Origin of the sequence: Actinomycetospora callitridis (assembly GCF_028737265.1) — a bacterium.
GTDB lineage: Bacteria > Actinomycetota > Actinomycetes > Mycobacteriales > Pseudonocardiaceae > Actinomycetospora > Actinomycetospora callitridis.
Genome location: NZ_JAQZAK010000001.1, coordinates 892,880 through 911,955, shown reverse-complemented (window position 1 = coordinate 911,955; position 19,076 = coordinate 892,880). Strand labels below are relative to the sequence as shown.

The 19,076-nt window shown below is 75.2% G+C and carries 20 protein-coding genes; 7 read left to right on the top strand and 13 right to left on the bottom strand.

The genetic code is table 11. From position 1 onward, the window contains the following. Positions 1-278 precede the first annotated feature (278 nt). Entirely contained in the window at positions 279-4,001 is a 3,723-nt protein-coding gene (gene smc / locus PH191_RS04395; protein WP_274193390.1) for a chromosome segregation protein SMC, read from the bottom strand. 135 nt (positions 4,002-4,136) lie between these two features. Between smc and PH191_RS04390 the strand changes: the two genes are divergently transcribed. Further along, the gene (locus PH191_RS04390) at positions 4,137-4,586 is read left to right on the top strand and encodes an SRPBCC family protein (RefSeq protein ID WP_274193389.1); all 450 of its coding nucleotides are present in this window, start codon (positions 4,137-4,139) and stop codon (positions 4,584-4,586) included. A 94-nt stretch (positions 4,587-4,680) separates the two neighbouring features. Then, a complete protein-coding gene (locus PH191_RS04385; protein ID WP_274193388.1) occupies positions 4,681-4,893 on the top strand; it encodes a hypothetical protein in 213 nt (70 codons plus the stop codon). Between the two features lie 4 nt (positions 4,894-4,897). Here the strand turns inward: PH191_RS04385 and PH191_RS04380 are convergent, their stop codons facing one another. After that, positions 4,898-5,431: a helix-turn-helix transcriptional regulator gene (locus tag PH191_RS04380; protein ID WP_274193387.1), complete on the bottom strand. Its 534-nt coding sequence runs from the start codon at positions 5,429-5,431 to the stop codon at positions 4,898-4,900. A gap of 171 nt (positions 5,432-5,602) precedes the next feature. On the opposite strand from PH191_RS04380, the gene PH191_RS04375 reads away from it, so the two are divergent. Further along, a complete protein-coding gene (locus PH191_RS04375; protein ID WP_274193386.1) occupies positions 5,603-6,094 on the top strand; it encodes a DUF1059 domain-containing protein in 492 nt (163 codons plus the stop codon). Here the strand turns inward: PH191_RS04375 and mutM are convergent, their stop codons facing one another. The 6 genes from mutM to coaD all read right to left on the bottom strand — a co-directional run bounded on the left by mutM (position 6,095) and on the right by coaD (position 9,851). After that, positions 6,095-6,958 (bottom strand): bifunctional DNA-formamidopyrimidine glycosylase/DNA-(apurinic or apyrimidinic site) lyase, encoded by an 864-nt coding sequence (gene mutM, locus PH191_RS04370; protein ID WP_274193385.1) that lies wholly within the window; start codon positions 6,956-6,958, stop codon positions 6,095-6,097. It abuts the gene before it with no gap. Continuing rightward, positions 6,951-7,682: a ribonuclease III gene (rnc, locus tag PH191_RS04365; RefSeq protein WP_274193384.1), complete on the bottom strand. Its 732-nt coding sequence runs from the start codon at positions 7,680-7,682 to the stop codon at positions 6,951-6,953. Before rnc ends, mutM begins: the two co-directional genes overlap by 8 nt. 23 nt (positions 7,683-7,705) lie before the next feature. Continuing rightward, the gene (gene rpmF / locus PH191_RS04360) at positions 7,706-7,888 is read right to left on the bottom strand and encodes a 50S ribosomal protein L32 (RefSeq protein ID WP_274189568.1); all 183 of its coding nucleotides are present in this window, start codon (positions 7,886-7,888) and stop codon (positions 7,706-7,708) included. A gap of 16 nt (positions 7,889-7,904) precedes the next feature. Then, complete coding sequence (locus PH191_RS04355; RefSeq protein ID WP_274193383.1) at positions 7,905-8,495, bottom strand: YceD family protein; 591 nt, start codon at positions 8,493-8,495, stop codon at positions 7,905-7,907. A 28-nt stretch (positions 8,496-8,523) separates the two neighbouring features. Next, entirely contained in the window at positions 8,524-9,285 is a 762-nt protein-coding gene (locus PH191_RS04350) for a DivIVA domain-containing protein (protein WP_274193382.1), read from the bottom strand. 92 nt (positions 9,286-9,377) lie between these two features. Next, positions 9,378-9,851, bottom strand: a complete 474-nt coding sequence (coaD, locus tag PH191_RS04345) for a pantetheine-phosphate adenylyltransferase (protein WP_274193381.1) — start codon at positions 9,849-9,851, stop codon at positions 9,378-9,380. A 37-nt stretch (positions 9,852-9,888) separates the two neighbouring features. Between coaD and PH191_RS04340 the strand changes: the two genes are divergently transcribed. The 3 genes from PH191_RS04340 to PH191_RS04330 all read left to right on the top strand — a co-directional run bounded on the left by PH191_RS04340 (position 9,889) and on the right by PH191_RS04330 (position 11,799). Then, positions 9,889-10,545, top strand: coding sequence for a GNAT family N-acetyltransferase (locus tag PH191_RS04340; protein ID WP_274193380.1), 657 nt, complete (start codon positions 9,889-9,891; stop codon positions 10,543-10,545). 130 nt (positions 10,546-10,675) lie between these two features. Continuing rightward, on the top strand, positions 10,676-11,560 hold the full coding sequence (locus PH191_RS04335) for a hypothetical protein (protein WP_274193379.1): 885 nt from the start codon (positions 10,676-10,678) through the stop codon (positions 11,558-11,560). Then, positions 11,557-11,799, top strand: coding sequence for a hypothetical protein (locus PH191_RS04330; RefSeq protein ID WP_274193378.1), 243 nt, complete (start codon positions 11,557-11,559; stop codon positions 11,797-11,799). The genes PH191_RS04335 and PH191_RS04330 overlap by 4 nt, the downstream gene beginning before the upstream one ends. A gap of 60 nt (positions 11,800-11,859) precedes the next feature. On the opposite strand, the gene PH191_RS04325 is transcribed toward PH191_RS04330, so the two are convergent. The 4 genes from PH191_RS04325 to PH191_RS04310 all read right to left on the bottom strand — a co-directional run bounded on the left by PH191_RS04325 (position 11,860) and on the right by PH191_RS04310 (position 17,094). Then, positions 11,860-12,546 (bottom strand): hypothetical protein, encoded by a 687-nt coding sequence (locus PH191_RS04325; RefSeq protein WP_274193377.1) that lies wholly within the window; start codon positions 12,544-12,546, stop codon positions 11,860-11,862. Positions 12,547-12,839: 293 nt separating this feature from the next. Next, positions 12,840-13,187, bottom strand: a complete 348-nt coding sequence (locus PH191_RS04320) for a hypothetical protein (protein ID WP_274193376.1) — start codon at positions 13,185-13,187, stop codon at positions 12,840-12,842. Next, positions 13,184-13,720 carry a 16S rRNA (guanine(966)-N(2))-methyltransferase RsmD gene (rsmD, locus tag PH191_RS04315; RefSeq protein ID WP_274193375.1) on the bottom strand — a complete coding sequence of 179 codons (537 nt, stop codon included), beginning with the start codon at positions 13,718-13,720 and terminating at the stop codon, positions 13,184-13,186. The genes PH191_RS04320 and rsmD overlap by 4 nt, the downstream gene beginning before the upstream one ends. Next, the gene (locus PH191_RS04310) at positions 13,717-17,094 is read right to left on the bottom strand and encodes a pyruvate carboxylase (RefSeq protein ID WP_274193374.1); all 3,378 of its coding nucleotides are present in this window, start codon (positions 17,092-17,094) and stop codon (positions 13,717-13,719) included. Before PH191_RS04310 ends, rsmD begins: the two co-directional genes overlap by 4 nt. 130 nt (positions 17,095-17,224) lie before the next feature. Between PH191_RS04310 and PH191_RS04305 the strand changes: the two genes are divergently transcribed. Further along, on the top strand, positions 17,225-17,971 hold the full coding sequence (locus PH191_RS04305) for a hypothetical protein (RefSeq protein WP_274193373.1): 747 nt from the start codon (positions 17,225-17,227) through the stop codon (positions 17,969-17,971). Between the two features lie 68 nt (positions 17,972-18,039). Here PH191_RS04305 and PH191_RS04300 read toward each other — a convergent pair whose 3' ends face one another. Next, positions 18,040-18,969, bottom strand: a complete 930-nt coding sequence (locus tag PH191_RS04300) for an alpha/beta fold hydrolase (RefSeq protein WP_274193372.1) — start codon at positions 18,967-18,969, stop codon at positions 18,040-18,042. Between the last annotated feature and the right edge of the window lie 107 nt (positions 18,970-19,076).

Sequence of the window (19,076 nt, the reverse complement as noted above, 5' to 3'; positions counted from 1 at the left end):
ACGGGACGCCGGACCCGACACGGGCGTGCCGGCCGGTGCTGGGCCCGTCCGGCACGGTCCGGGGGACGGGCGACAACACCGGGGCGCCGGCGGGGGCGGCGTGGGCCGGGTGAGCTGGACCGTGTCGCACCGCCGTCATGTCCGCCCCCCGTCGTCAGCCCTCTGACCAGCACGGTAGAGGCGCCTCGCGCCCGCGGGGAGCCCACGGGGGCGTCGTCCCGCTCGCCCGAACCGGGCGTCTTCGACTACGCAGTGCAACCTTGAGGCACGGAACGTGGTCAGGTCGAGGTGGGAGTCTCCGCGAACGGGCCGGGGGCGTCGGCCCCGCGCAGGCGCTGCGAGATGACCGCGGTGATGCCGTCGCCGCGCATGCTCACGCCGTACAGCGCGTCGGCGATCTCCATCGTCGGCTTCTGGTGCGTGATGATCACCAGCTGGGAGCTGCGGCGCAGGTCGGCGAGCAGGCCGATGAGCCGGCGGAGGTTGGCGTCGTCGAGCGCGGCCTCGACCTCGTCGAGCACGTAGAACGGCGACGGCCGGGCGCGGAAGATCGCGACGAGCATCGCGACCGCCGTCAGGGACTTCTCCCCGCCGGAGAGCAGCGAGAGCCGCTTGACCTTCTTGCCGGGCGGGCGGGCCTCGACCTCGACGCCGGTGGCCAGAAGGTCGTCCGGGTCGGTCAGCACGAGTCGGCCGTCGCCTCCCGGGAACAGCACCGGGAACACGGCCTCGAACTCGCGGGCGACGTCGGCGAACGCGCCCGCGAAGACGTCGAGGATCGTGGCGTCGACCTGGGAGACGACCTCGAGGAGGTCGCGGCGGCTGTTCTTGACGTCCTCGAGCTGCGTCGACAGGAAGCGGTAGCGCTCCTCGAGGGCCGCGTACTCCTCCAGCGCGAGCGGGTTGACCTTCCCGAGCGTGCCCAGCTCCTTCTCCGCGCGGGTGGCCCGGCGCTGCTGGGTGGCGCGGTCGAAGGGCTCGGACGGCGGCATGACGACCTGCTCGCCGCGCTCGCGGGCCGCCTCGACCTCGGCCACCTCGCCCGCGGGCGGCGGGCTCGGCACGTCCGGGCCGTACTCGCCGACGAGGTCGTCGAGCCCGATGCCGAAGCGCTCGCCGATCCCGGACTCCATCTGCTGCAGCCGGGTGCGCTGCTCGGCGCGGACCACCTCGTCGCGGTGCACCGCGTTCGTGAGGCGTTCGAGGCCCGCCTGGAGCTCCCGCTGGCGCTCGCGGGCGGTCTCCAGCTCACCGGCACGGGCCGTGCGCACCGACGCCGCCGCGTCGCGGGCCGCCGCCGCACGGGCGAGCGAGCCCTCGAGCCGCTCCAGGGCGTCGCGCCCGTGCCGCACCGCCTCCTCGGTGAGCGCCGCGGCCCGGGCCCGGGCGCGGGCCCGCTCCTGCGCCCGCGCGCGCTGCTCGCGCTCCCCCGCCGCGCGGCGACGCAGACCCTCGGCGCGCCCGGTGACCGCCCGCAGCCGCTCCTCGGCGGTGCGCAGGGCGAGCCGGGCGTCGACCTCGGCCGACCGGGCCGCCGTCAGGGCGGCGGACGCCGCGTCGCGCTCGGCGGCGTGGTCGTCGGCGTCGGCGCCTGCCGCGTCGTCGGCCGCCTCGTCCTGGGCCATCGCCAGGCGCTCGGTGAGCTCGTCGAGCTCGGCGCGCCGCTCGTCACGGGCGCTCTCGACGGCCGCCTGGCGCTCGGTGAGGCGCTGGGCCTCGGCCTCCGCGCCGCGCACGGTCTCGGTGAGCCTGCCCAGGCGCCGGGCGGCCTCGGCGCGGGCGGCGTCGTCGGCGGCGCGGCGGGCGTCGGCGGCCCGGCGGGCCTCGGTGTCGGCCCGACGACGGTCGTCGCGGACCTGGCGGGCGACGCCGACCTCGGCGCGCGCGGCCGACTCGGCCTCCTTGGCGGCCTCGAGCCCGGCGTCGACCTCGCGGATGCGGCGGTCGGCGGCGGCGAGCCGGTCGCCCGCCTCGTCCGCGGCCGCCTGCATCTCCAGCAGGCTCTGGTTGCCCGACGGGCCACCCTCCGCCCAGTCGGCGCCGAGGAGGTCGCCGGCGCGCGTCACCGCGCGCAGGTGGGGGTGGTCGCGGACGACCGTGCGGGCGGCGGCGAGGTCGTCGACGACCACCGTGCCGGCCAGGACGCGGGCGACGGCGCCGGCGAGGTCGTCGGGGGCGCGGACGAGGTCGGCGGCCCACCGGGCCCCGGCGGGCGGATCGCCGGGGGACGCCTCGGCCGCCCCGCCCCCGCCGACCAGCAGCCCCGCGCGCCCACCCTCCGCGGCGTGCAGCTCGGCGAGCGCGTCGGCGGCGGCGTCGGTGCCCGTCACCGCCACCGCGTCCGCGGCCGAGCCGAGCGCGGCGGTGACCGCGTCCTCGTGGCCCGGCGTGACACGCAACAGCGCGGCCACGGACCCGAGCACCCCGGGCACCCGGTCGGACGCGCCGAGCAGCGCGCCGGCGCCGTCGCGCCGGGTGAGACCGAGCGCGAGCGCGTCGGTGCGGGCCTGCCAGTGCGCGCGGTCGCGCTCGGCGTCGCGGTGGGCCGCGCCGGCGCGGTCGACCTCGGCCCGCGCCGCCTCGTGGCGCTCGACGGCGGCGTCGAGCGCGGCCTCGGGGTCGGGGCCGTCCGCGTCGTCCACCACGGTTCCGGGGGCGTCGTCGTCCCGGGACTCCGTCGCCGGACCGGACTCCTCCTCGGCCGCGGCGAGCTCCTCGCGGGCGGCCCCGGCACGCTCGTGGGCCTCGGTGAGCGACGCCGCGATCTGCGTGAGCTCCTCGGTGGACGAGGCCAGGCGCCCGCGCAGCGTCTCGACCTGCCCCGCCAGGCGCGCCACGCCCTCGCGGCGGTCGGCGGCGGCGCGGGTGGCCGCGGCGAGGCGGCGCTCGGCGGTGGTGAGCGCGTCCTCGGCGGTCTCGCGCTGCTCCGCGTGCCCCTCGAGGATCGCGCGGGCCTCGGCGACCTCCTCCTCGAGCGTCGCCTCGTGCCCCGCGGCCTCGTCCGCCTGGCGCTCGAGGTCGTCGGGGTCCGGGCCGGTGGGCGCGTCCTGGGCCGTCGCGACGTGACGGTGACGCTCGGCGGCCAGCGCGACGGTGCCGCGCAGGCGCTCCTGCAGCGCCGAGAGGCGGTACCAGCCCTCCTGCGCGCGGGTGTGCGCCGGCGTCGCGGCCTCGACCGCGGCCTCGAGCGCCGCGACCCGCTCGCCCACCTCGGCCAGCGCGCGCTCGGTCTCGTCGCGCCGGGCCCGGGCGGCGTCCTCGTCGGCCTGCTCACGCTCGATCTGCCCGCGCAGGGTCACCAGGTCGTCGGCGGCGAGGCGCAGACGGGCGTCGCGCAGGTCGGCCTGGATGGTCTGGGCGCGCCGGGCGATCTCGGCCTGCCGTCCCAGCGGCTTGAGCTGGCGGCGGAGCTCGGTGGTGAGGTCGGACAGGCGCGTGAGGTTGGCCTGCATCGCCTCGAGCTTGCGGAGCGCCTTCTCCTTGCGCTTGCGGTGCTTGAGGACCCCCGCGGCCTCCTCGATGAACGCCCGCCGCTCCTCGGGCCGCGACTGCAGGATCGCGTCGAGCTGCCCCTGGCCGACGAGCACGTGCAGCTCGCGCCCGATGCCGGAGTCCGAGAGGAGCTCCTGGACGTCGAGCAGGCGGCAGCTGCTGCCGTTGATCTCGTACTCGCCCGCGCCGGAGCGGAACACGCGCCGGGTGATCGACACCTCGGCGTAGGAGATGGGGAGGGCGCCGTCGGAGTTGTCGATGGTCAGCGTGACCTCGGCGCGGCCCAGCGGGGCGCGCCCCGACGTGCCGGCGAAGATGACGTCCTCCATCTTCCCGCCGCGCAGCGCCTTGGCCCCCTGCTCGCCGAGCACCCAGCTGATCGCGTCGACCACGTTGGACTTGCCCGACCCGTTGGGCCCGACCACGCACGTGATGCCCGGCTCGAAGCGCAGCGTCGTCGAGGACGCGAAGGACTTGAAGCCCTTGAGCGTCAGGCTCTTCAGGTGCACGCGGACGTCCCTCCCCCGCCGGTGACCCGGGACGCTACCCGCGGGGCCCGACGGGGGGACGGACCACCCGAAACGCCGAACATCAGTGCGGTCACCCACCGTTTACGAGCGGGGACCATGGGTGACCCGACAGGCATGGCAACCGCAACGCACTACCTCGAGATCAACGCCCCGGCTGCCCAGTGCTACCAGTGGTGGCGTCCGCTGACGAACCTGCCTCAGATCATGGACGACGTGAAGTCGGTCGAGCCCAAGGGGGGCGCCGCCGACGTCACGCACTGGGTCGTCGACGGTCCGCTCGGCAAGACCGTCGAGTGGGACGCCAAGATCATCGACGAGGAGACCGACCGCAAGATCGCGTGGAAGTCGCTCGAGGAGAGCAACAACCACGTCGAGACCGGCGGCGCGGTCCGTTTCGACCCCCACGGTGACTCCACCGGCGTCGAGGTCAGCCTCCACGTGCAGACCCCCGGCGGCGCCGCGGGCGACGCCGTCGCGAAGCTGTTCGCCGACCCGCAGAAGAAGATCGAGAAGGCGCTCGAGGAGTTCAAGCAGCTCATGGAGCGCTCCTCGCAGAACGTCTGAGCCTCCGCGCTCCGTCGTCCGGGCCCCGCATCGCGCTGCGATGCGGGGCCCGACGCGTCTCCGCTCGCGGTCGGTGGCAGCTACGCTCGAGGACGTGACCGAGCCGGGATACACCGAGGACGGCGTCCCCACGTTCGAGCACGTCCGCGAGACGATCGAGCGCCGCTCGACCACGGCCGCGGGCTACGAGGAGCTGGTCTCCGAGAGCCCCGAGGGGCAGGCGCGGGCCGAACGCGAAGCCGACCACGAGAGCGCCGCCCGCGACAAGCTCGAGGAGATCCGGCGCTCGCTGCGCGGCGAGGGCTGACCCGCTACCGGGTCCCCACGAGCAGAGCCGCCGACGTGCGGTCGTGCACGCCGAGGACCGCGTAGGCGTTCTCGAGGTGCTTGCCGACGGTCCGGCGGCTGATGCCGAGATCGTGGGCGATCGCGCGGTCCGTGGCGCCCTGTGCGACCCCGGCGAGGACCGCGCGCTGGCGAGCGGTGAGCGGACACGGCTCCGGCTCGTGGGCGGCGCGCCAGAGGGCGTCCGCGAGGTGCGGGCGCACGAGGCCGAGCAGGGCGAGGTCGCGGTCGGTGAACGCACGGTCGGCGCGGACGAGCGCGACGCGGGCCCGCGCGAGACCGTGCCCGAGCACCGCGGCCATCTGGTGGCGCCCGCTCGGCCTGCCGCCCGCCGGCCAGGACAGGGCGGCGCCGTCGAACCCGGTCACCGCCAGGCCGTCGCTCCCGACCAGCGCCGCCAACCGGGGCCACACGACCGCGTCCAGGTCGCGCACGGAGAGCACGGCGGCGGCACCCGCGGCGAGGTCGAGGGCCGCGGACAGCGCGCGCTCCGGTGTCATGCTCGGCTCCCGTGGGCGGGTCACCGAGTGTCGACCGCTTCGCGGCCCCGCACCAGCACGGGTCGGCGACGGTTCACTCGTCCGGCCTACGGAAGCTTCCGTATCGAGACGCGCACCGCCGGGGTCTTCACTGGTCGGACCGCCGTTCGTGTCCAGCCGAGGAGAACCGTCATGCCGCGCAAGATGCTCGATTGTCGCGAGATGCCCAGCGAGAGCGGGTGCTCGCTCACCCTGACCGGCGAGGCGGACGAGGTCCTCGAGGCCGGCGCCGCCCACGCCGTCGCCGTGCACGGCCACACCGACGGCGACGAGCTGCGGGCCGGGCTCCGCAGTGGCCTGCGCGACGCGCCGCAGGCGACCGGGCCGGGGGCGTTCGTGCAGGTCATCGAGTTCAGCACGCGGTCCTACGACGAGATGGACGCGCTCATGGACGGCTGGATGGCCGACATCGGCGCCGAACGGGCCGCCGGGTGGATGGTCATGGGCCGGCATCGGGACCGCGCGGACTCCTACCTCCAGGTCGTCGCGTTCGACAGTGCCGAGGACGCCCGGCGCAACTCCGACCACCCGGTGACCACGGCCTTCGCCGAGAAGATGCGGGCCCTCTGCGACGGACCCCCGACGTTCCACGACCTCGACGTCGTGCGGGCGGAGCCGTCCTGATCAGGGGTGGCGCCGCCGCGGACGCGGCTGGCAGGTCGGGCACCAGTACGACGACCGGTTCATGAACGGCGCCCGCGCCACCGGCGTCCCGCAGCGGGGGCACGGGCGGTCGGCCTGCCCGTAGACGGCCAGCGCGCGGTCGAAGTAGCCGGAGTCGCCGTGCACGTCGACGTAGAGCGCGTCGAACGAGGTGCCGCCGGCGGCCAGTGCCTCGTCCATCACCTCGCGCGCCGCCGTCAGCACCCGCCGGCCCTCGGGGCGCGTCAGCGTCGCGGTGGGGCGCTCGTAGTGCAGCTTCGCGCGCCACAGCGACTCGTCGGCGTAGATGTTGCCGATCCCCGACACCAGGGTCTGGTCCAGCAGTGCGCGCTTGAGACCGGTGCGCCGGCGGCGCAGGCCCCCGACCGCGGCCTCGGCGTCGAACGCCGGGTCCATCGGGTCGCGCCCGATGTGCGCCACGGGCACGGGCAGGTCCTCGGGGCCGGTCACGTCGGTGACGGTGAGGCCGCCGAAGGTCCGCTGGTCGACGAAGCGCAGCTCGGGGCCGCCGTCGTCGAAGCGCACCCGGATGCGCAGGTGCAACTCATCGGGTCGCTCGGCGGGCTGGACCAGCATCTGGCCGCTCATGCCGAGGTGCGCGAGCAGCGCCGCCTCCGCGTCACCGAGCTCGATCCACAGGTACTTGCCGCGCCGCCGCACCGCGTTCAGGCGGCGGTCCTTCAGCCGGTCGACCAGCTCCGCGGCGCCGCCGGCCTGGCGGCGCACCGAGCGGGGGTGGGAGACCTCGACGTCGCTCACCCGCCGACCCGTCAGGTGGTCGGCGAGACCCCGCCGGACGACCTCGACCTCGGGGAGCTCAGGCACCGCTGGAGGGCTCGCCCCCGCCGTCGAGGTGCTGGTAGGCGGTGCGGGCGGCCTTCTGCTCGGCGTCCTTCTTCGTCCGCCCGATCCCGCTGCCCAGCTCCTCGCCCGCCACGACGACCGTCGCGGTGAACTCCTTGAGGTGGTCGGGACCCTCGTCGGTCATCCGGTACTCGGGCACGCCGAGGTCCCGGGCCGCGGTGAGCTCCTGGAGGCTCGTCTTCCAGTCGAGACCGGCGCCCAGCAGCGGCGCCGTGCGCAGCAGCTCGCCGAACAGGCGCTCGACGAGCGTGCGCGAGGTCTCGATGCCGTGCTGGAGGTGCACCGCGCCGAGCACGGCCTCGACGGCATCGCCGAGGATGCTCGGCTTGTCGCGGCCGCCCGTCAGCTCCTCGCCGCGACCCAGGTACAGGCGTTCGCCGAGGCCCAGCTCGCGGGCCACGCCGGCGAGCGCGTGCATGTTGACGACGCTGGCGCGCAGCTTCGCGAGCTGCCCCTCGGGCAGATCGGGGTGCTCGCGGTAGAGCCGCTCGGTGACGATGATGCCGAGCACGGCGTCACCCAGGAACTCGAGGCGCTCGTTGGTGGGCAGCCCGCCGTGCTCGTAGGCGTACGAGCGGTGGGTCAGGGCGAGCTCGACCAGCTCCGGGCTGAGATCGACCTGCAGGACCTCACCGAGCGTCGACACGTCGGACTCGACCTGGGGCTCCACCGGCTCCGCGCTCATCGCCGTCACCGCGTACGCGGCCCTCAGGCCGGGGTGACGGCCCGGCGACCGGCGTACTGGCCGCAGTTCGGGCACGCCACGTGCGGCGGCTTCGGCTTCGCGCACGCCTTGTTCTGGCACGCCACCAGCTGCGGCACGGACGCCTTCCACTGTGAGCGGCGGGCGTGGGTATTCGCGCGCGACATCCGGCGCTTCGGGACGGCCACGGTGGTCAGCTCTCCTCTAGTTCTCGGTACTACGGCCGGCGCCGCCGTACTTCTCCTGAAGCGCGGCCCAGCGAGGATCGATTCTCTCACGAGCCTCTCCGGCCGGGACGAAGGCCCACGCGTCGGGGTCCGACGACTCGACCCCGGGGCAGTCCTCGCGGCAGAGCGGGGTCACCGGCAGCTCGAGCAGGACCGCGTCGCGGACCGCGGGCTCGAGGTCGATGCGCTCGTCGACGATCCGGCTGACCTCGTCCTCGTCGGCCGTGTCGTCGGTGACCGAGTCGGGGTAGGCGTAGAGCTCGGTGAGGTCGACGTCGACGTGGTCGGTGAACGACTCGAGGCACCGCGAGCACTCGCCGACGACGTCGGTCTGCACCGTGCCGGAGGCGAGCACGCCCTCCATCACCGACTCCAGGCGCAGGTCGAGGTGGATCGGCTCGCCCACGGGCACGCCGATCATCTCGAGCCCGAACCCCTCGGGCGCGGCGACGTCCCGGCGCAGCGGCTTCATCTGGCCGGGCCGGCGCAGGAGCTCGCGCGCGACGTCGACCACCCACGGGCTCGCGGCGTCGACGGTGGATTCGGGGTGCTTCTTCTCGCCTGTCATCTCGACCGACGAGTCTACGCGAGGGCGATCAGGCGCCCAGCCGCTCACTCCACCGGAAGCGCCGGCCCTCGCGCGGCTCGTCGCGCACCTCGGGCTCGTCCTCCTCGCGACCGCGCGACGGCCCCGTCCCGGCCGAGCCGGCGGGGGTGCTCATGCGCAGCTGGTGGCGGTGGCGCCCGACGGTGTCGAGCACCGACTCGAGCGTCTCGGAGAAGTCGGCGAGCGTGCCGTCGACGTAGTGGTCGCACTCGGAGCGACGGCGGTCGGCCTCGTCCGTGGCCGCGTCGACGAGGCGCTCGGCCTCGACGTGGGCGGCGCGGGTGACCTCGTGGGCGTCGACGAGACGCGCCTGCTCGGTGCGGCCCTCGGCCACGGCGCGCTCGTAGTTCTGGCGCCCGGCCTCGCTCATGCGCTCGGCCTCGGCCTCGGCGCGCTCGGTCAGCTCGGCGTACTCGCGGCGGCCGCGTGCGACGGTGCGCTCGGCCTCGTGCTCGGCCTCCGCGATCATCTGCTGGGCCTGCTCGCGGGCCTCGGCCAGCATCCGGTCGGCTTCGGTGCGGGCGTCGGCCCGGGCCGTCTCGGCCTCTTCGGTCGCCTCCGCGATGATCTTGTCGCGGTGGTCGAGGACGTCCTGCGCGTCGTCGAGCTCGCCGGGGATGGCCTCGCGGACGTCGTCGAGCAGCTCGAGCACGTCGCCGCGGGGCACCACGCAGCTGGTGGTCATGGGCAGCCCGCGCGCCTCCTCGCAGAGGGTCACGAGCTCGTCGAGAGCTTCGAACACGCGGTACACGTCCTGGAGTGTGCCGCCACGGGGGCCGGCGACCCGGAATTCAGCCGCCTGCCCGGCGTGTCGTCGCGGCTCAGACCCTCCTCGGCCCCGGCTCAGCCCAGGCGCTCGAGCAGGCGCCGGTGCACCTCGGGGTGCAGGAACGCGCTGATGTCGCCGCCCCCGCGCGCGACCTCCTTCACCAGCGAGCTGGAGACGAACGAGTGGGCGGGGTCGGTGATGAGGAAGACCGAGTCGACGCCGGTGAGGTGACGGTTCATCTGGGCCATCGGCTCCTCGAACCCGAGGTCGGTGGCCGACCGCAGGCCCTTGACCATCGTCGCGGCACCGATGCTGCGGCAGTAGTCGACGACGAGCCCCTCGAACGCGTCGGTGCGCACGTTGTCCAGGCCGTCCAGGGCCGTCGCCAGCAGGTCGCGGCGCTCGTCGACGCTGAACAGGCCCTTCTTCGCGGGGTTGATCGCCACCGCCACGACCACCTCGTCGAACAGCGCGGCCGCGCGCGCCACGACGTCGGCGTGCCCGAGCGTGACGGGGTCGAACGAGCCGGGGCAGACCGCGATCGCCATGGGTGCGGATCATGGCAGAACCGGCAGGATCGGGTGCGTGGACGACGAGATGCTCCGCGCGGACCTCGCGGCGGTGTACCCGCAGTTCGGCCTGCGGCTGGCGCACGCGGGCCTGGTGCTCGTCCCGCCGACCGACGTCGAGCTCTTCGAGCTGGCCGCGATCGTCGGCGAGCCGGGCGGGGTGGTCGACGACGGCGAGGAGCACTTCCTCACCTGGCCCACCGGGGACGCGGACGCCGTCGACCGCTTCCTGCGCTTCCACTGGTCGCTGCGCGTGCGTCCCTCCCCCGCGGGCTGGCTCGTGCCCTTCGCCGTGGTGTCGGGCGGCCGCGCCGTCGGCGTCGTCGGGCTGGGCGCGCCGCAGTGGCCCGGCGAGCGGGTGGTCGACACGCGGGCGTGGATCGCGCGCACCGACCAGGGCCACGGGCTCGGGCGGCGCTGCCGGGCGATGCTGCTCGAGCTCGCCTTCGCGCACCTGGGCGTCCGGCGGGCGGTGACGGCCGCGGCCCGCGAGAACGCCGCGTCCCGCGCGGTGTCGAAGCGTCTGGGCTACCGCGAGACCGGGGAGATCCGCGGGTTCGACGGCGTCGTCGAGGTGCACGCCTCGCTCACCCCGGCGGCCTGGCGACGTCGGCGGCTCCCCGACGTCGACGTCGACGGTGTCGACGCGTTCCTCGCGGCGCTGGAGCCCTAGCCCGAGCACGGGGGTTGGACCAGTCCGACCAGCGTCGCGGCGCGCCCGGCGGGCCCGCGACGGCCGACCGGGCCCGTTTCCGTGCAGGTCATCGCCGAGCACCCTCCTCCGACACCCAGGAGGAGGGTCCATGACCGCAGGAGGAACTCCGCGCCGCGAGCGGCGGACATCGAAAACGGCCTCGTCGGGAGGCTCCACGTCCGGAGGCGCAGCCGACGAGCAGCCCGACCCCGGCACCAGCCGTCGGGGCGGCCGGACGTCCCGTGGCGAGGACGGGGCGTCCCCGCCGGACGTCTACCTCGACGTGCCGAAGCTCGAGGTGGACCACATCGGCCTCGAGGTGGAGAACCTCCGGGCGCGGGTGTCCCTGCAGGCCGAGGTGCTCGACCTGCTCAAGCTCAACGTCGGTGTCGACGCCCAGCTGGGCCGCGTCGCTCTCGAGATCGACGGCGTCTCGGCCGAGGCGACGCTCAAGGTCCGCCTCGACGAGGTCGCGGGGATCATCGACCGCGTCCTGACCACGATCGACCGCAACCCGCAGATCCTCGAGACCGTGGCGCGGGCCGCCCAGGACGCCGTGCAGGAGGTCGGATCGGGCGTCGGCGAGGCGACGAGCCAGGTCGGGCGCGCGGCCGGCGATGCCGTCGGTGAGGTCGCGGGGCAGGCCGGGGACGCCGTCGGCCAGCTGTCGGGCGAGGTCGGCCAGGCCGCCGGCGAGCTCACCGACCGCGCCGGCGAGGCCGTGGGCGACGCGACCCAGGTCGGCGGACAGGCGGTCGGCGCCGTGACCGGCGCCGCCGAGAGCGTGACCGGCGGGTCCTCGCACGAGGACGGCGACAGCGCCGGCGACACCTCCGGGGCGCCCGACTCCTCCGACTCCTCCGACTCCTCCGACTCCTCCGACACCTCCGACGCCTCTGCCGAGGCCGAGGACGGGGCGGGCGGGGGTGGCGGACGCTCCCGCCGCCGTGCGTCGACGGCACGGGCGCGACCCGGACGCCGTGCGACGTCGTGAGCGAGGACCGCGAGCCGGACGTGGAGTTCCGCGCCCGGGTGCAGGCCCGTCGGCTGCGGTTCGAGGCGGTCCCCGAGGTCCGCATCGACGCCTCGGCGTCGGGGAGCAATCGGGTCAATCTCCCGGACCGGGTCGAACCGCACGTGACCTACGAGGACGTGCACATCGACCACGTGATGCTGTCCTGGCTCGAGCCGCCCGCCGAGGACCCACCCGCCGAGGAGCGAGCCGCCGAGTAGCCATCCGTGAGTGACCGCCCGGGCGGCCGGTGCGGGGACCGGCCGCCCGGGCGGAGTCCGTCAGCTCCCCGACTCGCTCGTGCGGCGCCGGCGCGTGCCCGCGCCGCGCCCGCTCTCCCCCGTCTCGGGGCGGCTCGGCGACCGCGGCTTCCGCGGCCGCGCCGGGGCCGACTCCGGCGAGGAACCCGACCCCCGCCGACGCCGGGGCGTCGGCGAGGACGTGGTGGCCGCGGACGCGTCGTCGTCCTCGTCGACGACGTCTTCGTCGACGGCGTCCTCGTCCTCGGCGTCCTCGGCGTCCTCGGCGTCCTCGGCGTCCTCGGCGTCCTCGGCGTCCTCGGCGTCGGTGTCCTCGGCGAGCTCGTCCTCGTCGAGCTCGTCCTCGACCTCGTCGTCGCCGACCTCAGCGGTGTCGTCGGCGGTGTCCTCGGCCGTGTCGTCGGCCGTGTCGTCGGCGGCGCCCTCGTCGAGCTCGTCCTCGTCGAGCTCGTCCTCCGCCTCCGCGTCGTCCTCGGCATCGGCGTCGGCGTCGGTCTCCGCGTCGGCGTCGGCGTCGTCGACCAGGTCCGCGTCCTCGTCCTCGTCGTCCAGGTCGACGGCGTCCTCCTCGTCGAGCTCGTCGTCGACGTCGGCGAACTCGTCGGCGTCCTCGGCGGGCTCGTCGGTCGTGATGTCGATCCGCACGGTTCGTCCGCCGATGACGAGGGTCCCGTGCAGGTCGATCGATTCGATGAGCGCATCGGTCATGGGTGGTGGGTCCTTCCCGGGGTGCCAGGGCGCGGGTCGAGGGGGTCGGCCCGTCGCGTGGAGGCCGGTGTCCCCGGGCGGGAGGTGCGAGATGCGGGGTCGGCGACCTTCGGGCCGAAGTGACTCCGGGCGGTGCAGTCGGTACGCCCCACCACCGGCAGGCGGTGCGCCGACGATCGCGTCGTCGTTGCGCCGAGGTGCGCCTGCCACCGACGCGCACCCGGGGAGCGAGGGTCACCCTGACTGCGTGGGACGCAGCCGAGGGCGCCCTCGCAGCAGGGCGCGCGACCCGCTCAGGTCGTGAACGCCCGGACCGTGACGTCGGTGCCGGCGGCGGTGGCCGTCCGGTAGACGATCGCGCCGTCGGGGTTGGCGATCCGCTCCTGGGCGCCGAGCGACGACACGCCCGAGGCCTGGAGCCAGGGCGCCACGGCCGCCACCGGGAGCCGCACGGTGAGCGTGACGAGCGTGTCGATCCCGCCCTGCGACTCCAGCCGCAGCACCGTCGCCTCCGCCGGCAGCGGGGCGAGGGCGGCGAAGCGCAGCGCCTGCCCGAGGTCCGGAGCGGGCGGCGCCGCGCGCTCGGGCGTGACCGTGCACGCCGCCAGCAGGGCGAGCACGACCACCAGGAGGAGCCTCACGTCCTGGTGGCGACGTGCAGCGTCGTCTCGCCGTAGGCCCGCGGCTGCTCGGGCTCGAGGCCCTCGGGCCAGGTCGGGGCCGGGGACCGCCCGTCGCGCTCGACCACCACCACCGCGTCCGGGCGGGTCCAGCGCGGCAGGAGGGCGACGACGTCGTCGACGGCCTCGGTGTAGGGCGGGTCGACGAAGACGAGGTCCACCGGCCCCGGGGTCCGCCTGAGGTACGCGAGCACGGCGCTCCGCCGCACGAGCGCACCCTGCACGCCGGCGACGCCCACGTTGCTGGTGATCACCGCGCAGGCGCGGGGGTCGCGCTCGACGAGGACCGCGGTGGAGGCTCCGCGCGAGAGCGCCTCGATCCCCAGGGCGCCGGAGCCCGCGAAGAGGTCGAGGACCTCGGCGTCCTCGAGGGCCCCGCGCGCCTCGAGCACCGAGAACAGGGCCTCGCGCACACGGTCGGACGTGGGCCGCGTGCCGGTCGGCGGGACGGCGATCCGCCGACCGCCCGCGACGCCGCCGATCAGCCGTGTCACGCGAGGACCACCACGAGGTCACCGCCCTCGACCTGCTGGACCGACCCGATGGCCACCCGCTCGACGGTGCCGCCCTTCTGGGCGGTGATCGACGCCTCCATCTTCATGGCCTCGATCGTCGCGACGGTGGCGCCGGCGGCGACCTCGTCGCCCTCCGAGACCTGCAGCGTCACGACACCGGCGAACGGTGCGGCGACGTGGCCCGGCTCGTTCTTGTCCGCCTTCTCGACCGCCTTGACGTCGGTGTCCACCGAGCGGTCGCGCACCTGCACGGGCCGCAGCTGCCCGTTGAGCGACATCAGGACGGTGCGCAGGGCGCGCTCGTCGGGCTCGCTGATCGCCTCGAGCTCGATGAGCAGCTGCACGCCGGTGTCGATGTCGACGGCGTACTCGAGCTCGGGCTCCAGGCCGTAGAAGAACTCCTGGCTGCGCAGCACCGACGTGTCGCCGTAGGCGGTGCGGTGCTCGCGGAACTCCTTGGTCGGGCCGGGGAAGAGCAGCTCGTTGAGCGTGGCCGCGCGGTCGGACTCGAGGCCCTTGCGGTCGTCGTCGGTGAGCTCGGCGAGCCCGGGACGCTCGGCGCGGCCCTCGAGCGCCTTGCTGCGCAGCGGCTCCGGCCAGCCGCCGGGCGGGTCGCCGAGCTCCCCGCGCAGGAAGCCGATGACCGAGTCGGGGATGTCGAACTTCGAGGGGTCGGCCTCGAAGTCCGCCGGGTCGACCCCGGCGCCGACGAAGTGCAGCGCGAGGTCGCCGACCACCTTGGACGACGGCGTCACCTTCACCAGGTGCCCCAGCATCCGGTCGGCGGCCGCGTAGGCGTCCTCGATCTGCTCGAACCGGTCCCCCAGCCCGAGCGCGACGGCCTGCTGGCGCAGGTTGGAGAGCTGCCCGCCGGGGATCTCGTGGTGGTAGACGCGGCCGGTCGGCGAGGCCAGCCCGGCCTCGAACGGCGCGTAGACCTTGCGCACGACCTCCCAGTAGGGCTCGAGCGCGTTGACGGCGTCGAGGGACAGGCCGGTCTCACGCTCGGAGTGGTCGGTCGCGGCGACCAGGGCCGAGAGAGACGGCTGCGAGGTCGTCCCGGCCATCGACGCGACGGCGCCGTCGACGGCGTCGACCCCGGCGTCGATCGCCGCGGTGAGCGTCGCGAGCTGGCCGCCCGCGGTGTCGTGGGTGTGCAGGTGCACGGGCAGGTCGAACCGCTCGCGCAGCGCGGTGACGAGCTTGCGCGCGGCCGGGGGCCGCAGCAGCCCGGCCATGTCCTTGATGGCCAGGACGTGCGCGCCGGCCTCGACGATCTGCTCGGCCAGACCGAGGTAGTAGTCCAGCGTGTAGAGCTTCTCGCCGGGGTTCATGAGGTCGCCGGTGTAGCAGAGGGCGACCTCGGCCACGGCCCCGCCGGACTGGCGCACCGCGTCGATCGCCGGCCGCATCTGGCTGATGTCGTTGAGCGCGTCGAAGATCCGGAAGATGTCGATGCCGGTGCGGGCGGCCTCGGCGACGAAGGCGTCGGTGACCTCGGTCGGGTAGGGCGTGTAGCCGACGGTGTTGCGCCCGCGCAGCAGCATCTGCAGGCAGAGGTTCGGGACCGCCTCGCGCAGCCGGCTCAGGCGCTCCCACGGGTCCTCGGCGAGGAAGCGCAGCGCCACGTCGTAGGTCGCGCCGCCCCAGCACTCCAGGGACAGCAGCTCCGGGGTGGTGCGCGCGACGTGCGGGGCGACCTCGAGCAGGTCGCGGGTGCGCACGCGGGTGGCGAGCAGCGACTGGTGGGCGTCGCGGAAGGTCGTGTCGGTGACCCCGACGGTGGTCTGCTCACGCAGCCAGGCGGCGAAGCCCTCCGGGCCGAGCTCGCCCAGGCGCTGCTTGGACCCGTCGGGCGGTGCCACGTCGAGGTCCACCACCGGCAGCTTCTCGCGCGGGTCGGCGAGGTCCGGCTTGTTGCCGTTGGGCTTGTTGACGGTGACGTCGGCGAGGTAGCTCATCAGGCGCGTCCCGCGGTCGGCGGGGGCGCGCGCGGAGAGCAGGTGCGGGTGCTCGGCGATGAACGACGTCGTCACCCGGCCCTCGCGGAAGTCCGGCTCGTCGAGCAGGGCCATGAGGAACGGGATGTTGGTCGAGACGCCGCGGACGCGGAACTCGGCCAGGGCGCGACGGGCGCGTCGCACCGCGGTGGTGAAGTCACGCCCGCGGCAGGTGACCTTGACCAGCAGCGAGTCGAAGTGCGCGCTGATCTGCGCGCCGGCGTAGGCCGTGCCGCCGTCGAGCCGCACGCCCGACCCGGACGCCGACCGGTAGGCCGAGATCATCCCGATGTCGGGGCGGAACTCGTTGGACGGGTCCTCGGTGGTGATCCGGCACTGCAGCGCGAAGCCGTGCAGCGCGACCGAGTCCTGCGACAGGCCCAGGTCCTCGAGGGTCTCCCCCGACGCGATGCGCATCTGGCACGCCACGAGGTCGACGTCGGCGACCTCCTCGGTGACCGTGTGCTCCACCTGGATGCGGGGGTTCATCTCGATGAAGTGGTGGTTGCCGTCGCCGTCGAGCAGGAACTCCACGGTGCCGGCGTTGACGTAGCCGATCTGCTCGGCGAACTTCACGGCGTCCGCGCAGATCGCCTCGCGGGTCTCCGGCGACAGGTGCGGGGCCGGCGCGATCTCGACGACCTTCTGGTGCCGGCGCTGCACCGAGCAGTCGCGCTCGAACAGGTGCATGACGTGCCCGGCGCCGTCGGCGAGGATCTGCACCTCGATGTGCCGCGGGTCGATCACGGCCTGCTCGAGGATCACCGTCGCGTCGCCGAAGGCGCTCGACGCCTCGTTCATGGCCGCCTGCAGCGACTCCCGGAGCGCCTGCGGTTCCTTCACCAGGCGCATCCCGCGCCCGCCGCCGCCGGCGACGGCCTTGACGAAGATCGGGTAGGTCATCTCCTCGGCCGCGGCGAGGAGCGTGTCCATGTCGTCGGAGGGGTCGGTCGAGTCGAGGACCGGGACGCCGGCCTCGCGGGCCGCGGAGACGGCCTTGTGCTTGTTGCCGGCCATCGCCAGCACCCGCGGGGGCGGCCCGATGAACGTGATGCCGGCCTGCTCGCAGGCCGTCGCCAGCCCCGGGTTCTCGGACATGAAGCCGTAACCGGGGTAGATCGCGTCCGCGCCCGACCGGCGCGCCGCGTCGATGACCGCCTCGACCGAGAGGTAGGCGCGGACGGGGTGGCCGATCTCGCCGATCTGGTACGCCTCGTCGGCCTTGAGCCGGTGCTCGGAGTTGCGGTCCTCGTGCGGGAAGACCGCCACCGTGGCCGCGCCGAGCTCGTAGGCGGCGCGGAACGCCCGGATGGCGATCTCGCCGCGATTCGCCACGAGGACCTTGCGGAACATCGAACCCCCACACTCGGGCGACCGGGACGGCGCAGGTTACCGCGCAGATCCTCGGTGTCGGGAGCGTCGCGGACGCGACGGACGTTGTCGGTGTGCGGTATCAAGGAACGACAGTCCCGAGGAGGACACCGTGGACCGACAGAAGCGCTCGGCGGCCCCCTGGCTGTTCGGCCTGGCGGCGCTGCTCGCGCTGCTCTCGCCGGTGATCTTCCTGGCCGTCTGGGTCGCCGCCGGCGACCTCGAGGGCATCGGTGTCGCCCTGCTCGCCGGGGTGGCCGACCTCGTCCTCGCGGCGATCACCGCGATCACCGCGACCGTCCTCGCGGTCCGCCGGGGCGTCACCCGCGTGCGCACGGTCGTCCACGGCCACCCGCAGGGCCGGGCGGGCCGCATGGCCGAGCACGACGCGGCGCGGTGGCACCTCGCGCGCCGGCGCTTCGGGGAGCTGCAGGCCGAGTACGCCGCCTTCGAGGCGAGCCGGGCCGCCGTGGCCGCCCGCCCGGCGCTGGCCGACGTCACGGTGCCGGCCACCGCCCGCTTCGTGCAGGCCCTGGGCGACGCCGAGTTCCTGGCCACCGAGACCGAGCCCGCCCCGCCCCGACGCGCCGAGTTCACCGCCGCCGTCGACCGCGCCTCCGCGGCGTGGGAGGACGCCCAGCGCGTCGCGGAGGGTCTCGCCGAGGCTCGCCGGGCCGGGTACCCCGGGGACGCGGGGCCGGCCGCTGCGTCCGGCCCTGCCGCCCGCGAGACCCGCGCCGTCGACCCGGCGCCCCCACGGGTCGCGCCTCCCGGGTCCGAGTACACCCAGGCCGCCGACGCCGTGCGCCGCGCCGCCGCCCGCGGGGCCCGCGACCTGCGCGACCGCCTGCGGGCTTAGACGACGGCGCGACCACACCGGAGCGAACGCGCGGTTCGCTGCTTCTACGCGCGCGGACTCCCCGTTGATCACCACGCCTCGGCGCGCACGGCCCGCGCGAACGCCGCCGGCCTCTCGACGAGCACGTAGTGCCCGGCGTCCGGGACGACGACCACCCGGCGGTCCGGGCGCAGCGCGGTGACCGTGTCGGCCGCCAGGTCGGGCGCCCCGCCTGCGACGACGAGCACCGGCATCGCCAGCGGGCGCGGGTCGGCGCGCTGGGCGACGGCGTCGCGGTCGAGCCCCCGGTACCGGCCCATCGCCGCGTCGAGGCGGCCGGGCGGGGCGTAGGCGGCGACGGCCTCGTCCAGCGGGAAGGCCGCCGAGCCGGTGAACCCGGCGAGGAACTCCCGCACCCGGCCCCGCTGCGCCGCCTCGACGGCGCCGGGCGGCGCGTCGCCGAAGGACCGCAGGTGCGGCGGGCCGCGCTCGGCGAGCCCGTAGCCCGGCACGCCGCCGCCCGAGAGCACCAGCGAGGCGACCTGCTCGGGGCGGGCGCGCGCCCAGGCCACCGCCGTCATGGCGCCCAGGTCGTGGCCCACGACCGCGGCGGGCGGGAGGTCCAGGGCGACGGCGAGGCCCGCGAGGTCCGCGGCGAGGTCGGCCGTGGCGTAGGCGTCGGTGCCCGGCGGGGCGAACCCCGAGCACCCGGCGCCGCGCAGGTCGGGGACCACGACGCGGTGGTCGGCGGCCAGGTCGGTCGCGACCGCCCGCCACGTCGAAGCGGTCTCCGGGAAGCCGTGCAGCAGCACGACGGCCGGGGCGCCGACGGGGCCGGCGACCGTCACGTGCAGGGAGGTCCCGGCGACGTCCCGGGTGAGCACGTCCCCGCCGACGACCGCCGGAGCGCAGGGATCGGGCGCCGAGGCCGGGCGGACAGGCGCACAGCCGACGACCAGGAGCACCAACGCCGAGACGACCGTTCGGCGCAGGCCGAGCGGTCGGAGGTGCGGGGCCACGACGTCGAGGATGACCGGTCGACCCGGGAAACCGACCGATCACCCCGGAATCGGGGTTTGCCAACCGGTCGACGGGGCATCCGACGTGCGCAGACCTGGTGAGTGGG